The following is a 13,483-nucleotide window of genomic DNA, read 5'->3' on the forward strand; positions in this document are numbered from 1 at the left end:
AATGGAGTATAGTGTTTCTGTGATAATACCTGTCTATAATGTCGGGAAGTTTATCGAGCGTTGTGTGCGGTCACTTATGGAGCAGACAATGGATAATGTAGAATATATCTTTGTTGATGATGCTTCACCTGATAACAGTATACAGATATTGCAAAAAGTTATTGCTGATTATCCTAAACGCCGTGACAATGTGAGGATACTGACTCATGCTGAGAATAAAGGCTTGCCGGCAGCTCGCAATACAGGTCTGGCTGTAGCAACGGGAGAATATATTTTCCATTGCGATAGTGATGACTTTGTGGAACCTGATATGCTTGAACAGCTTTATGGCAACGCTATAAAATGTGATGCGGATATTGTATGGTGTGATTGGTATTTAACTTTTGAGAATTCAGAACGTTATATGAAGCAACCTGCTTATGACACGCCTTTAGAAGCCTTGAAGGCGATGTTGAGTGGTGTGATGAAGTATAATGTGTGGAACAAACTGGTACGAAGATCTATTTATGTAGAAAATAAAATAGAGTTTCCTGCTGGGTATGGTATGGGGGAAGACATGACGATAATGCTATTGTTTGCTTATGCCGAAAGAATATCTTATCTGCCTAATGCTTTTTATCACTATGTAAAATTGAATACAAATGCATTTAGTCAAATCTACTCAAAGCGACATCTTCAGGAACTTCAGCATAATGTAGCAACAATAACAGATAAATTAGAAACTTTATTTGGAAATACGTTAGAGCAAGAAATATCGTTTTTGAAATTAGAAGCAAAATTTCCTTTTTTATTTTCCAATGATCGCAAGAAAAGAAAATTATGGCAAGAATGGTATCCTGAAGCCAATCGCTTCATATTACAAAATCATAATATATCTATGCGTAGCCGTCTTATACAATGGTGTGCTTGGAAAAATTTGAATTTTATTGTGAGTATATATAGATGGCTTTTGAATAGAATTGTTTACGGAATAATATATAATTAAGATGATTAAAATAATAGGAATATTATTAACTCTGATAGCTGCAGATTTCTATCTTTTCCCTTTTGAACCATCGGTGTTACCATCGGGTATAAATGTAAAGATGATTCTGGCAGGATTGGCATTGCCATGTATCGCTTTTCATTTAGCGTCTCAAAGGAAAGCTCTTGTCAGCAAAGATTTTATTATCATTTGTTTGTTTACGATTCCAATTTCACTGTTTAGTTTATTATCGAATGTCTATAATAATACAAGTGATTTTTCTTTTAATTTTTATTTCGTATCAGTATTTGTCTGGATGGCAGCAGGCTTTACTGTTACAAGTATGATTAGGTTCGTTCACAAAAAGTTAAGTGTTCAATTATTAGCTGATTATTTGATTGGAGTTTGTTGCCTTCAGTGTATTCTTGCATTAAGTATGGAATACATTCCGTCATTAAAAGTTTTTATTGATGGATTAATGGCAGGTTCTGATGCTTTTATGGGAGATGCCGGCGGTCGTATGCATGGATTGGGATGTGCATTAGATGTTGCAGGAGGACGTTTTGCTGCATTGTTGACAATTGTGGCTTTTCTTCTGACAAAAGCACAATCTAAAATAAAAATGTGGTTTTATATAATCTCATTTTTTATAATCCTTGTTATCGGCGATATGATTGGACGAACGACAATGGTTGGTGGTGCTTTGGCTATTCTTTATTGGATTTATGATATATTAAAAGGTAATGAGTCAAGAAATGGATTTCATAAATATCTATTAATGGCTTTATGTGTAACAATACCTTTAATTGTTGTTTTATATTTTACAAATCCAGTGTTTTATCAACAAATTCGTTTTGGATTTGAAGGCTTTTTTGCCTGGATAGAAACTGGTAGGTGGGAGACAAATTCAAATGATATATTATTGAAGCATATGTTGGTCTTTCCTGATAATATGAAGACGTGGTTTATTGGAGATGGATATGGAGCAAATCCGACAGAAAATGACCCTTATTATACAGGGAAGGCATATCATGGCTTTTATATGGGAACGGATATAGGCTATTTGCGTTTTATATTCTTTTTTGGAATATTTGGAATGGCTAGTATGGTTGCCTTATTTGTTTGCTTTTGGAGAATTTTCCGTAACCGTTTTAATAATTTAAAGCATTTGGTTACACTGCTTTTATTTATTAATCTGATAATTTGGTTTAAAGCAACATCTGATTTACTTCCGATTTTCGCGATACTTTTCTGTGTAAGTAAAGCTGATCAGGATTTATATGAGTCTCAGTTTCAAAAAGGAGAACTCCAATGAAAATCATATATTGCACCCATTCAACATACAACCCCGGCGGAATGGAGCGTGTGCTGCTGAACAAGGTAACGTATCTCTCACAGGTTTGCGGATGGGATGTTTCCATTGTTACTACAGACCAGCATCAGCGGCCGCCGTTCTATCCGTTTCCTGATAATGTTAGGATGACAGATCTGGACATAAATTATTCGGATGACAACGACAGGGGAGCATGGAGAAAGATAGTAGGATATCTGCGCAAAAGAAAGGAACATAAACGTAAGCTGGCGGAGCTGCTGAAAAGGGAGAAGGCAGACATCGTGGTGTCGCTATATCCGTCGGAATCGTCGTTTATCCCCGACATAAAGGACGGCAGCAAGAAGGTGCTTGAGCTGCATTACTGCAAGTTCTTCCGTCTGCAATACGGACGAAAGGGACTGTTGGGATGGATAGACAAATGGCGCACACGGCAGGATGAACGTATTGTAAGAAGGTTTGACAAGTTTGTTGTACTGACGAACGAAGACCGCGGTTATTGGGGTTGTCTGCCGAACATAGAGGTGATACCTAACGCGGCAATGCATGTGAGCGACCGCTATTCGGATGTAACAGCGAAGCGGATAATTGCCGTAGGCCGACTTGACTATCAGAAAGGCTTTGACAGACTGATACGTGCGTGGGAGATAGTTCGGCACAACTTTTATTTTGCTGACTGGCATCTCGACATCTTCGGTCAGGGAGAATGGCAGGAGATGCTGCAGCAGATGATAGACGAAAGAAATCTGCAGGACACAATTAGGATAAACCGTCCGACAAAACAGATTGGCGATGAATATGTGCGGAGCTCGATGCTTGTGATGAGCTCCAACTATGAGGGCTTTCCGATGGTGATGATAGAGGCTATGGCCTGTGGGCTTCCTGTAGTCTCATTTGATTATAAGTGTGGTCCAAAGGACATCATCAAGGATGGTGAAAACGGTTTGCTGGTCAGAAACGGAGACATTCAGGCACTGGCAGATGCCATGATGAAGGTTATGGTTGACCAGGATTATAGAAAGAGACTATCGAAAAACGCTCTAAATGTTGTTTCCACTTATTCAGAAGAAACGGTAATGAATAAATGGATAAGCATGTTTACTTCTTTGACTGAGAGATGAAAAAGCTACTTCAGATAAATCCTGTGTTACGTGTCTCTACCTCAACGGGACGCATAATGCAGGAAATAGGCGAACTGGCCCTGCAGAACGGGTGGGAGAGTTATATCGCTTACGGCAAGGGACGCGACGGAATAAAACCCTGCAAATCGGAGATTATTCCTGTTGGCGGTATATGCAGCACTCTATGGCATGGCGTTCAGACGCGTTTGTTTGACAGGCATGGTCTGGCTTCAACGCACGCAACTCATGAGTTTGTCAGACAGATAGACCAGATAAATCCAGACATAATACATATACACAACATTCATGGCTACTTCCTGAATTATCGTGTCTTGTTCGATTACCTGTCGCAGTGCGGCAAGCCTGTTGTGTGGACCGTTCACGACTGTTGGCTTTACACAGGGCATTGTTATTATTACTCTTATGCCGGATGCGACAAGTGGCAGACTGGATGCGGAAATTGTCCACAACGGAAGGATTTTCCTGCAAGTCTTGTATTTGACAGAAGTAAGCGAAACTTTGAGGATAAAAAGGCAGCTTTCACATCAATGCCCAGGGACAAGTTTGTCATAGTGCCTGTTTCCGACTGGATAAGGACAGAGATGTCAAAGTCGTTTTTGAGTGAATATCGTTTCCGTGTGATTCATAACGGCATAAATACCGATATCTTTAATGTCTGTCCCGACAAAGAGGTTATTGAGAAATATGGACTGAAAGGAAAACGCATATTCTTAGGTGTGGCAAGTATATGGAGCAGAGAGAAGGGGCTGGATGATTTTATGCAATTGAGCAAACTGCTGAATGATGATGAGGTTATTGTGCTCGTAGGAATGAAAGAAGAGGAAAAGAAGAAACTTCCACGGAACATAATCGGAATAAGCAGGACCGAAAATATTCATCAGCTTGCTCAGTTGTATTCGGTTGCCGATGCCTTTGTCAATCCCACGTGGCAGGATAATTATCCTACGGTGAACTTAGAGGCTATATCATGCGGCACGCCCGTGGTGACTTATCGTACTGGAGGCAGCGTTGAGGCCATAACAGACTCTACGGGACTTATAGTTGAACAGGGGGATGTGAAAGGACTGCTTGAGGCTGTGCGTACCATCTGTCAGCGTGGAAAAGACTTTTATCAAAAATCATGCAGGCAATATGCCCTTCAGAATTTCAAGAAGGAAGAACGCTATGCCGATTATTTTTGTTTATACGAGGAATTGATGAATACTTAAAAACCAGATCGGTTTAAAGAGTTTAAGTATACCGTTTTTTCAGATTATTCAGATATTTATTTTTTCCGTTTTATTTCCTTTTGGTGTCTGTATTGCATGTCTTGCTGCACCTTGGATAAAACGGACAGAAGTTTATTTTGCGTAAACTGATGAAACGACTGAACTCTTTTCTTGAGTGACCGGTGAAAAATAATTTACTATGAATACACTGAAAAACTGTCAAGAAGACCTGGTGTCATTGACAAAGAGAGAAAAGTCGGTTGTCCAACGCCGGCAGGCTTTACATAAGAAATATGAGGAGGCAGTGAAGCTATATGCCGAAACGGACAAACCTTTGAAAGAAATAGCAGAAATCTGTAATGTTTCTGTAGGTGGATTAGGCAGTTATCTGCGGCGTTACTGGCGTGAACTGGTCTTTAGACACCACGGAATATCTGTGAATAACAGCAGTTTGCAGAATGTGAAAATAATAGAGACGGGAAAGCAGAACATTAATGCCCACATGAAGTATAAGGATGCTGTAGCTGCATGTGATTCATTGACATTTATTGATCTGAACATTTCTCAAATTGCACGCAAATATGGTCTGGATGCAACAGCTATGGCCAATTTTATGCGTATACATTATCATGACACATTAGTGTGGCGCGAAAAAGTACGCAAGCAGCTTGGAATAAATGACAATACGGCTCATGGCGCCCGTAAGAAATGTATCAAGCAATACGCAGAGGCCGTGAGAATGTATAAAGAGACAGACATGACAATGTCGGAGATTGCCGAGGCGTGCAAGGTTTCGCTCAGCGGCTTCAGTCAGCATATGAGATTTTATCATAGCGACATCCTCAAGCAGAAACGGCAGCGGCGTAAAGTGGCAGAGGCAACCAAGACTTTTGGCAAACTGACAGGCAACGGAAGAATGTATAAGCCTGCTCCTGCAACGGAAAAGAAATATGCTGAGGCTTTAGACTTATATAAAAACACGACGATGACCATGAAAGACATTGCGAAGCATGCCGGCGTTTCGTCAGAAGGCTTCCGGTCTTATTTGCATAAATGGCATAAGAACTTGGTTCTTGAACGTTTGGGCGTTGCAGGCGATGTAGATGAAAATATCGATTTGCGTAAGGCGAAAAGACGTTTAAAGACCGTGGCTGTGAAATATGAAGGCGCAATAGAGAGCCTCAGGCAAAATCCTCGTCCGATAGCTAAGGTTGCCGTTGAATTTGGCTTCCGGCCGGATGTCTTCAGAGAATATTTGAATAAGCATGAGCCGGAGCTGGCAGCCAGACAGGGTATGACGTGTTCTGCATCAGGAAAGAAAATATCCCGAAGGAGTGAGGAAAAATATTTCGTCGCGATGAAGCTGTATGAAACAACGCCGGAGAGTCTGAAATCTATTTCCAGACGGCTGGGCTTGACATATAATAGTCTTGGAGGCTATATCCGGCGTAATTATCCGGAAGTGATTAGTCGTCATCGTGATTTACTTTGATGTATGTTTGTTACCAATCAAATTAACTGAACTTAAATTAAGCAGATGCTGATTCTGCTTTTCGGCAAATGTCGAAAGAGAAACTTATATGATTAACAATAATTTTAGAGTATTACAGTTGGGTAAGTTTTACCCGATATGTGGTGGTGTTGAAAAAGTCGCATACGACCTGATGTCTGGATTGTCGGAGCAGAATGTGTATTGTGATATGATGTGTGCCGCCACAAGTGGTGAAAGTAGAACTATTTCTGTGAATGAGCATGCAAAAGTCATCTGTTGCCATACGTTGGCGAAGGTTGCTGCCACGATGATTTCTCCTGCAATGATTTTTGCGTTAAAGAAAGTACAAGACCAATATGATATTATACATGTGCACCATCCAGACCCGATGGCCTGCCTGGCTTTGCTGTTGTCTGGATATAAAGGTAAGGTCGTGCTGCATTGGCACAGCGATATTCAGAAACAAAGGATATTGCTGAGATTATATTCTCCGTTACAAAAATGGCTGATAAGAAGGGCTGATAAGATTGTCGGCACGTCACCGGTATATTTGTCTGAATCTCCGTTCTTACGGAAAGTGCAGCACAAGACAGTGTGTCTGCCCATAGGCGTTGACCCTATGTGTCCGGATGCTGCCGGTGTAAGGAAGATAAAAGACAGATATAAAGGAAAGAAGATTATTTTTTCTTTAGGACGTCTGGTAACCTATAAGGGTTACGAATTCCTTATTGCGGCAACAAAATATCTTAAAGACAATTACATGATACTTATCGGCGGTACGGGTGCTTTACGCGAGAAGTTGCAGGAAGAGATAAACTCAATGCATTTGCGTGGAAAAGTCAAGCTGCTAGGACACGTAAGCGACGAGGAACTGCCTTCATATTATGGAGCCTGCGATGTGTTTTGCTTGAGCAGCGTGCAGAAGACAGAAGCTTTCGGCATAGTTCAGATTGAGGCGATGTCATGTGGAAAGCCTGTTGTTGCTACAAAAATTCCTCATTCGGGAGTGTCTTGGGTAAATGCACACGAAGAGTCTGGCATCAATGTCGTTCCCGGTGATGCCTATGCCTTGGCAAAGGCTATTGAGGCCATAGCCGAGAATGGTGCCGCTTATGACAGATACTCAGAAGGAGCCTTAAACAGATACCAAAAGCTATTTACTAAAGAGAAAATGATAGCTAAATGCAAAGAACTTTACGACGGATTAATGAAAGAAACTAAACAATAACTGAAAAACTAATAACCATGAATGATAAAAATAATTGTCAGCACAAGAAAATGTCACTTGGGGCATGTATGTTAAAACGTATTTTTGATGTAATATGCAGTCTTGGAGGCTTGATAGTTACATCGCCTGCTTTTTTGATAATATATTTCTTTATAAAACGTGAAGATGGCGGTCCGGCTATTTTTAAACAGGAGCGTGTCGGATATGGAGGTTTGCCGTTCACGTTGTATAAGTTTCGCTCAATGAACGTCATGTCTGAGGCAGACGGAAAGCCTGCCTTATGCCAGAAAAACGACATGAGACTTACGAAGGTCGGCAACTTCTTGCGTGTACATCATTTAGACGAACTCCCCCAGTTGTGGAATGTCCTAAAAGGAGACATGAGTTTTGTGGGGCCGCGTCCGGAGCGTAAATACTTTGTCGACCAGATAAGGGCTATCAACCCTGACTACGAACTGCTCTATCAGCTAAGGCCGGGACTTTTCTCTCCGGCTACATTATACAACGGATATACAGATACGATGGAAAAGATGCTTGAGCGTCTCAGAATGGATCTTAAGTATCTGCGTGAACGTTCATTATGGCTGGATTTAAAGATAATCATACTTACAGTGTCATCGATAATATCTGGAAAGAAATTCTAAATATATTAATGTAATGAATAAAATGGTATTGAACCCTAAAGCAGGGGTTAAACTTAGGAAAGTTGGCAATCAGTATATGATTGTTGAGGCTAATGAAGAAAATGCAAACATGAGCGATGTCTACAGCTTGAACCATACGGCTGCGCTTTTGTGGCAGCAAGTGGAGAAAGGCGGCACCACTCCGGATATGTTGGCTGATTATTTATGCGAGAATTTTGAGATAGACAAAGAAGTGGCAATTAATGACATAGAACGGCAGATGGCCGAGTGGAAGTCTTTTGGCCTGTTGCTTTGAATTTTATATTTGAATGGAGATAAAACATGACGGCGCCCGACAAGAAAAGCTGCGAAACGTGCTGCTCTTGCTTGTTAGACTGGGGCTGTGGGGTGACCGGGAGGAACACAATACAAGGTTAAATCTTACAGAAGAAGATTGGAACGATGTGTTTCGCCTTGCCATGCAGCACACTGTAACTGGACTTGCATTTCAGGGAGTTTCGCATTTGCCGGACAGTCAAATTCCGCCGCAGTCTCTTCTTGTGAGATGGATGGCAGAGACTGATGCCGTTGAGCGCCGAAATAGGAAAATGAATGGCGTACTTGGCCAGCTTTATAACATATTTCATGAGAAAGGCCTTAATCCTATATTGCAAAAAGGACAAGGCGTGGCCAATTATTACGAGAGTCCGCTGTTGAGGGTATGTGGTGATATCGACCTGTATTTTAATAATAAGAAGGCATGGGACGATGCCTTGGACTTCTTGCGAAAAAACAATATAACGTTTGTGAAACAGGCAGATGAGGGCATATCATACAGATGGCAAGGTGTTGACATAGAGCATCATAGCCGCTTGTTTGATTTATATAATCCTTTTCTGCAAGGTTTTGTTGGCAAGTTAGAAGGTCAAAAAGGATACCGGCATACTGCATTGTCAACATATCCGTCGGTCATAGTAACAACGCCGTCTCCATTTTTGGATATATTGTTGCAAAGCCTGCATATCTTGAAGCATTCTGTAAGCCGCGGTATCGGGCTCCGGCAGATGTGCGACATGGCTCGCTCATGCTATAAGCTGCATGGAGAAATAGATTCAGAAGAGATGAAGGCAGTATGCAAGAAAATAGGACTCCACAGATGGTGTCCGTTGTTGCATACTTTCCTTATAGATTATCTTGGCCTTCCTAAAGACTGTCTACCTTATAAAGACACAGCACCGTCGGCAGCTCCTCTTGCTGAGATCGTATGGCGTGGAGGTAATTTTGGCCAGTATGACAGTATGCTTGGTTCCGAATCTGTTGCTTACAGACGCAAATTAAATACAATACGTTCATTCATGCGTAATATGCATTTTGCTTCATACTATGCACCAAAGGAAACTTTTTGGTATTTCGTTCAACTGTTGAAGGGACAATTTAAATGACAGCTACTTATTATTTCCGGGTGGCAGACTTTCCTTTTTCCGTCTCCTTGCCAGGGGCGCGTGATATTGAAGAGCTGCTCCCGTCATTCCTTCCTTTTTATGAGACAAGTATTGGTGCTGAAGAGCCTTTGTTCCGGTTCTTTGCCGTGCCATTGAGCCAGCTGCCTTGTTCAGAGACAAAGGAGCTGATAGACGAGACCGACAATGACATGGGGCACCTTGTTTTATACGCCTTGTCAGACGGCTATTATATAGAAATCATCAATAACGGTCATTTGCACAGAATGTTTGCCAAGTCTGATTTTTCATCAGTAGAGGCACACATACAGTGGGATGACGTTAATGCCGGAAACGCTCTCTCGTCTCTTATCCGTGTGGCATACGCTCAGGCTATATTGCGCCACGATGCCGTTTCGATACATGCCTCGGCTGTTTCCTGTAACGGACAGGCATATTTGTTCTTGGGAAAAAGCGGAACAGGCAAGAGCACACATTCGGCTCTTTGGATTGAGAACATACCTGGCACGGAACTGTTGAACGACGACAATCCTACTATAAGGATTCTGAACGGTAAGGCGTATGCCTACGGCTCTCCGTGGAGCGGCAAGACGGCGTGCTATAAAAATGTTTCTTTCCCCGTGGGCGGCATGGTACGCTTGAATCAGGCATCAGAAAATTCGTTTCAGCTGCAGGAGGGAGCCGATGCCTTTGTCGCGCTTTATCCCGGCTGCTCTTTTATTGCCAGAGACGAGCACCTACGCAACAGCCTGTATGACACGTTGACCGTATTGGCCGGAAACGTAACGGTTGGTACTCTTGACTGTCTTCCTGACAAAGATGCAGCACTAATGTGTAATAGAGAACTTACAAGAAAACAATAAAAACAGATAAATCAAATAAAAAAATGAGCAAAAACTTTTTATGGGCAAGTTTGCTTGCCGTATTGATTCTTACGTCTTGTGCGTCACGAAAAAGTTTCGTTTACCTGCAAGACATGCAGATGGGTACAAAATATCCCATTGAGACAAAGTATGAAGCCGTTATCCATGATGATGACAGGCTTAGTATAACAGTCAGCAGTAAAAATCCTGAGTTGGCAATTCCTTTCAACATCAACGGCGGAGCTGTTCAGGTGGGAACAGACGGTAATGTTTCTGCCGCAGCTTCAGGCGGAGCCAAGCAGATGGGCTATCGTGTGGATGTCGACGGCAACATTGATTTCCCCATCCTTGGCAAGATACATGTATCCGGCATGACGGTCAATGCAGCCAAGCAGCTGATAAGAGACAAAATTATTGCCGGAAATTACATCAGTGATCCTATCGTGTCAATAGAGTTTCTCAATTTCAAGTACACGGTATTGGGTGCCGTAGGACACAACGGCACATTCACAGCCAACGGCGACCGTGTTACGCTTATTGAGGCCATAGCTAATGCCGGCGACCTTACCGCCAAGGCGCAGACCAATCGCGTGGCTGTCATCAGAGAAGTCAACGGCGACAGGCAGATGTTCATGCACGACCTTACAAGCAAGGACATCTTTGAGTCACCCTGTTTTTATCTTCAGCAGAATGATATCGTATATGTAGAGCCTAAGTACCGCAAGAAGGACACTGAAGACCGCGGCTGGCAGATCGGTACAACCATACTTTCTGCAATTACGGCAGTTTGTTCAATCTTATGGGCTATTAAGTAAAAAAACATCATCTAATTAAGTTTTATGCAAACTAATAATTCTCCCAAGAACGAGCAGAGCGTCAATTTGGTTGACCTGTTCGTTTACTTAGCCTCAAAATGGAAATGGTTCTTGGTTTCCATTGTTGTATGCGTCGGGATTGCATGGTATAAGTATGCCCGTGCGCCTTTTGTATATTTCCGTTCGGCTACAATTATTATCAAAGACCCTTCAAACAAGACAGCAACGTCAGGATTGGACCGCTTTGATAATATCATCAACAAGACCAACGTGGCCAATGAGATTCTTCAGTTCCGCTCCAAGCGGCTGATGCAGGAGGTGGTAAAGCGTGTGCATGCTGATGTCAGCTATCAGATTGACGACGGGCTCCGTACCAACGAGCTCTACACGCAGTCGCCTATGCTTGTGCGTTTCCTTGATGTCATGCCGGAGCATAGCATCAGTCTTGTGATGACGCCAAAGGACAGAAACACCGTCGTGCTGTCTGATATATCCGGATTTGACGCCAAGCCGAGCTACACCCTTCACATGAACGACACTGTGACGCTGGCAAAGGGCGTTCGCGTAGTGGCAACCCGCACCAACTATTATAATGCTTCGTGGATAGACCAGCCAATCCATGTGCACAAGCGTCCGCTCAACTCTGTCGTAAACTATTACAGGTCTGTGTTCGGCATTCAGCAGGAAGATGAAGAATCGTCTATACTCACACTCTCGCTGAAGGACAATTCGGCCACACGTGCAGAGGATGTGCTGAACATGCTTATCACGGTTTACAATGAAGAGGCAATCAAGGACAAAAACCAGGTGGCTGTAAACACCGCCAACGTTATCAGTGAGCGTCTGATCATCATCGAGAACGAACTCGGCAACGTTGAGTCAAGCCTCGAGTCGTACAAGCAGCGCAACCAGGTTGTTGACATCTCGTCTTCGGCAAATATGTATATGAACGAGTCGCAGAAATACAATGCCGATGCTCTGGAACTTGAAACGCAGTTGCGTCTTGCTCACTTTATCAAGGACTATCTGACCAATCCTACCAAGGAAACCGACCTTATCCCGGCTAACACCGGTATTGGAGACATGAATATCGAAAATCAGATAAGCTTATATAATAACACTAAACTTAAGCGCGACAGGCTTATAGACGACAGCAGCGAGAACAACCCGGTGGTGCAGGAGCTGAACAACTCGTTGCGTGCGATGAAGCAGAACATCATACGTGCCGTTGACAATATGATTGTAAGCTTGAACGTGAAACGCAACGATGCCCAAAACCGCGAGATGAGGGCACAGAACCGCGTAACGTCTATTCCGCGTAAGGAACGTCAGATTCTTTCTATCGAGCGTCAGCAGAAAATCAAGGAAGCCCTGTATCTGTTCTTGCTGAACAAGCGCGAGGAGAACGCTCTCTCTCAGGCTATGGCCGACAACAATGCGCGCGTCATCGACAGCGCCGACGGCAGCGGCGCGCCTATAGCTCCGCAGCGCAACCGCATCATCCTGCTTGGACTGCTCGTCGGTATAGCTCTTCCCGGCGTAGGCTGCCTGCTCGTGCTCTTTATGGACACACGCGTTCACGGACGTAAGGATGTTGAAAAGGTTATTAGCGTGCCTTTCCTCGGTGAAATACCGATGGACAAGGAGACAGACCGCAGTCAGCACGGCTATCAGCTGATAAAGCCCGATGACGACAGTGTCGTGTCAGAAGCTTTCCGCATTTTGCGTACCAACATGTCGTTCATGTCGAAGAAAGACCACCCTACTCAGGTCATCACCTTTACCTCGTTTAACGAAGGTGCCGGCAAGACGTTCATTTCTTGTAACCTTGCCATGAGTTTTGTCTTTGCAAAGAAAAAGGTGGTGATGGTCGACCTCGATATACGTAAGGCCACGCTGAGCTGCCATTTTGGCGACCATCGTAATGGCGTTACCAATTATCTGGCTGACCCGACAGTGGCGTTGGACGACATCATACGCCATCAAGACTCTTTCGACCTTATTCCTTCAGGCGAAATTGCTCCAAACCCTGCCGAGCTGCTTATGGACGAGCGTCTCGACCAGATGATGGCAGAGCTGCGTAAGCGTTATGACATAATCATTGCCGACAACGTGCCTATGGGCATCATTGCCGACGCAAGCATCGTCAACCGTATAGCCGACCTGACAATCTTTGTTGTGCGTGCCGGCAAACTCGACCGCAGACAGCTTCCTGACATCGAGGCTCTCTATGAGGACAAGAAGCTCAAGAACATGGCCTTGGTGCTCAACGGCGTAGATCCTGACCGTCGCGGTTATGGCTACGGTTATGGTTACGGCAAGCATGGAAAAAAGAAAAAATGAGATCTTAAAACTATA

General features: G+C 43.3%; 12 protein-coding genes. All 12 read left to right on the forward strand.

The features are described 5' to 3' along the window. The first annotated feature begins 1 nt into the window (after nucleotide 1). Complete coding sequence (locus tag ACZMIG_RS00905) at nucleotides 2-985, forward strand: glycosyltransferase family 2 protein (protein WP_487888854.1); 984 nt, start codon at nucleotides 2-4, stop codon at nucleotides 983-985. Nucleotide 986: 1 nt separating this feature from the next. After that, nucleotides 987-2,279, forward strand: coding sequence for a hypothetical protein (locus ACZMIG_RS00910; RefSeq protein WP_487888855.1), 1,293 nt, complete (start codon nucleotides 987-989; stop codon nucleotides 2,277-2,279). Next, complete coding sequence (locus tag ACZMIG_RS00915) at nucleotides 2,276-3,415, forward strand: glycosyltransferase family 4 protein (protein WP_487888856.1); 1,140 nt, start codon at nucleotides 2,276-2,278, stop codon at nucleotides 3,413-3,415. Before ACZMIG_RS00910 ends, ACZMIG_RS00915 begins: the two co-directional genes overlap by 4 nt. After that, a complete protein-coding gene (locus ACZMIG_RS00920) occupies nucleotides 3,412-4,644 on the forward strand; it encodes a glycosyltransferase (RefSeq protein ID WP_487888857.1) in 1,233 nt (410 codons plus the stop codon). The genes ACZMIG_RS00915 and ACZMIG_RS00920 overlap by 4 nt, the downstream gene beginning before the upstream one ends. Nucleotides 4,645-4,843: 199 nt before the next feature. Continuing rightward, entirely contained in the window at nucleotides 4,844-6,136 is a 1,293-nt protein-coding gene (locus ACZMIG_RS00925) for an RNA polymerase sigma factor sigma-70 region 4 domain-containing protein (RefSeq protein WP_287603912.1), read from the forward strand. An 88-nt stretch (nucleotides 6,137-6,224) separates the two neighbouring features. Next, nucleotides 6,225-7,364: a glycosyltransferase gene (locus tag ACZMIG_RS00930; RefSeq protein WP_302352185.1), complete on the forward strand. Its 1,140-nt coding sequence runs from the start codon at nucleotides 6,225-6,227 to the stop codon at nucleotides 7,362-7,364. A gap of 50 nt (nucleotides 7,365-7,414) precedes the next feature. Continuing rightward, nucleotides 7,415-8,008, forward strand: coding sequence for a sugar transferase (locus ACZMIG_RS00935; protein WP_125105579.1), 594 nt, complete (start codon nucleotides 7,415-7,417; stop codon nucleotides 8,006-8,008). Nucleotides 8,009-8,021: 13 nt separating this feature from the next. Next, nucleotides 8,022-8,303: a PqqD family protein gene (locus ACZMIG_RS00940; RefSeq protein WP_021855290.1), complete on the forward strand. Its 282-nt coding sequence runs from the start codon at nucleotides 8,022-8,024 to the stop codon at nucleotides 8,301-8,303. A 13-nt stretch (nucleotides 8,304-8,316) separates the two neighbouring features. Next, nucleotides 8,317-9,429 carry a nucleotidyltransferase domain-containing protein gene (locus ACZMIG_RS00945; RefSeq protein WP_487888858.1) on the forward strand — a complete coding sequence of 371 codons (1,113 nt, stop codon included), beginning with the start codon at nucleotides 8,317-8,319 and terminating at the stop codon, nucleotides 9,427-9,429. Continuing rightward, on the forward strand, nucleotides 9,426-10,310 hold the full coding sequence (locus tag ACZMIG_RS00950; RefSeq protein WP_487888859.1) for a phosphoenolpyruvate carboxykinase: 885 nt from the start codon (nucleotides 9,426-9,428) through the stop codon (nucleotides 10,308-10,310). The genes ACZMIG_RS00945 and ACZMIG_RS00950 overlap by 4 nt, the downstream gene beginning before the upstream one ends. 23 nt (nucleotides 10,311-10,333) lie before the next feature. Further along, the gene (locus ACZMIG_RS00955; protein ID WP_021855293.1) at nucleotides 10,334-11,125 is read left to right on the forward strand and encodes a polysaccharide biosynthesis/export family protein; all 792 of its coding nucleotides are present in this window, start codon (nucleotides 10,334-10,336) and stop codon (nucleotides 11,123-11,125) included. Nucleotides 11,126-11,149: 24 nt separating this feature from the next. Continuing rightward, entirely contained in the window at nucleotides 11,150-13,468 is a 2,319-nt protein-coding gene (locus ACZMIG_RS00960; RefSeq protein WP_487888860.1) for a GumC family protein, read from the forward strand. The last annotated feature ends 15 nt before the right edge of the window (nucleotides 13,469-13,483 follow it).

It is taken from the genome of Xylanibacter sp. (assembly GCF_057607445.1).

Excerpts from the sequence above, each read along its gene's own strand:
- ACZMIG_RS00905 (WP_487888854.1), top strand. The coding sequence starts at position 2 with ATGGAGTATAGTGTTTCTGTGATAATACCTGTCTATAATGTCGGGAAG.
- ACZMIG_RS00910 (WP_487888855.1), top strand. The coding sequence starts at position 987 with ATGATTAAAATAATAGGAATATTATTAACTCTGATAGCTGCAGATTTC.
- ACZMIG_RS00915 (WP_487888856.1), top strand. The coding sequence starts at position 2,276 with ATGAAAATCATATATTGCACCCATTCAACATACAACCCCGGCGGAATG.
- ACZMIG_RS00920 (WP_487888857.1), top strand. The coding sequence starts at position 3,412 with ATGAAAAAGCTACTTCAGATAAATCCTGTGTTACGTGTCTCTACCTCA.
- ACZMIG_RS00925 (WP_287603912.1), top strand. The coding sequence starts at position 4,844 with ATGAATACACTGAAAAACTGTCAAGAAGACCTGGTGTCATTGACAAAG.
- ACZMIG_RS00930 (WP_302352185.1), top strand. The coding sequence starts at position 6,225 with ATGATTAACAATAATTTTAGAGTATTACAGTTGGGTAAGTTTTACCCG.
- ACZMIG_RS00935 (WP_125105579.1), top strand. The coding sequence starts at position 7,415 with ATGTCACTTGGGGCATGTATGTTAAAACGTATTTTTGATGTAATATGC.
- ACZMIG_RS00940 (WP_021855290.1), top strand. The coding sequence starts at position 8,022 with ATGAATAAAATGGTATTGAACCCTAAAGCAGGGGTTAAACTTAGGAAA.
- ACZMIG_RS00945 (WP_487888858.1), top strand. The coding sequence starts at position 8,317 with ATGGAGATAAAACATGACGGCGCCCGACAAGAAAAGCTGCGAAACGTG.
- ACZMIG_RS00950 (WP_487888859.1), top strand. The coding sequence starts at position 9,426 with ATGACAGCTACTTATTATTTCCGGGTGGCAGACTTTCCTTTTTCCGTC.
- ACZMIG_RS00955 (WP_021855293.1), top strand. The coding sequence starts at position 10,334 with ATGAGCAAAAACTTTTTATGGGCAAGTTTGCTTGCCGTATTGATTCTT.
- ACZMIG_RS00960 (WP_487888860.1), top strand. The coding sequence starts at position 11,150 with ATGCAAACTAATAATTCTCCCAAGAACGAGCAGAGCGTCAATTTGGTT.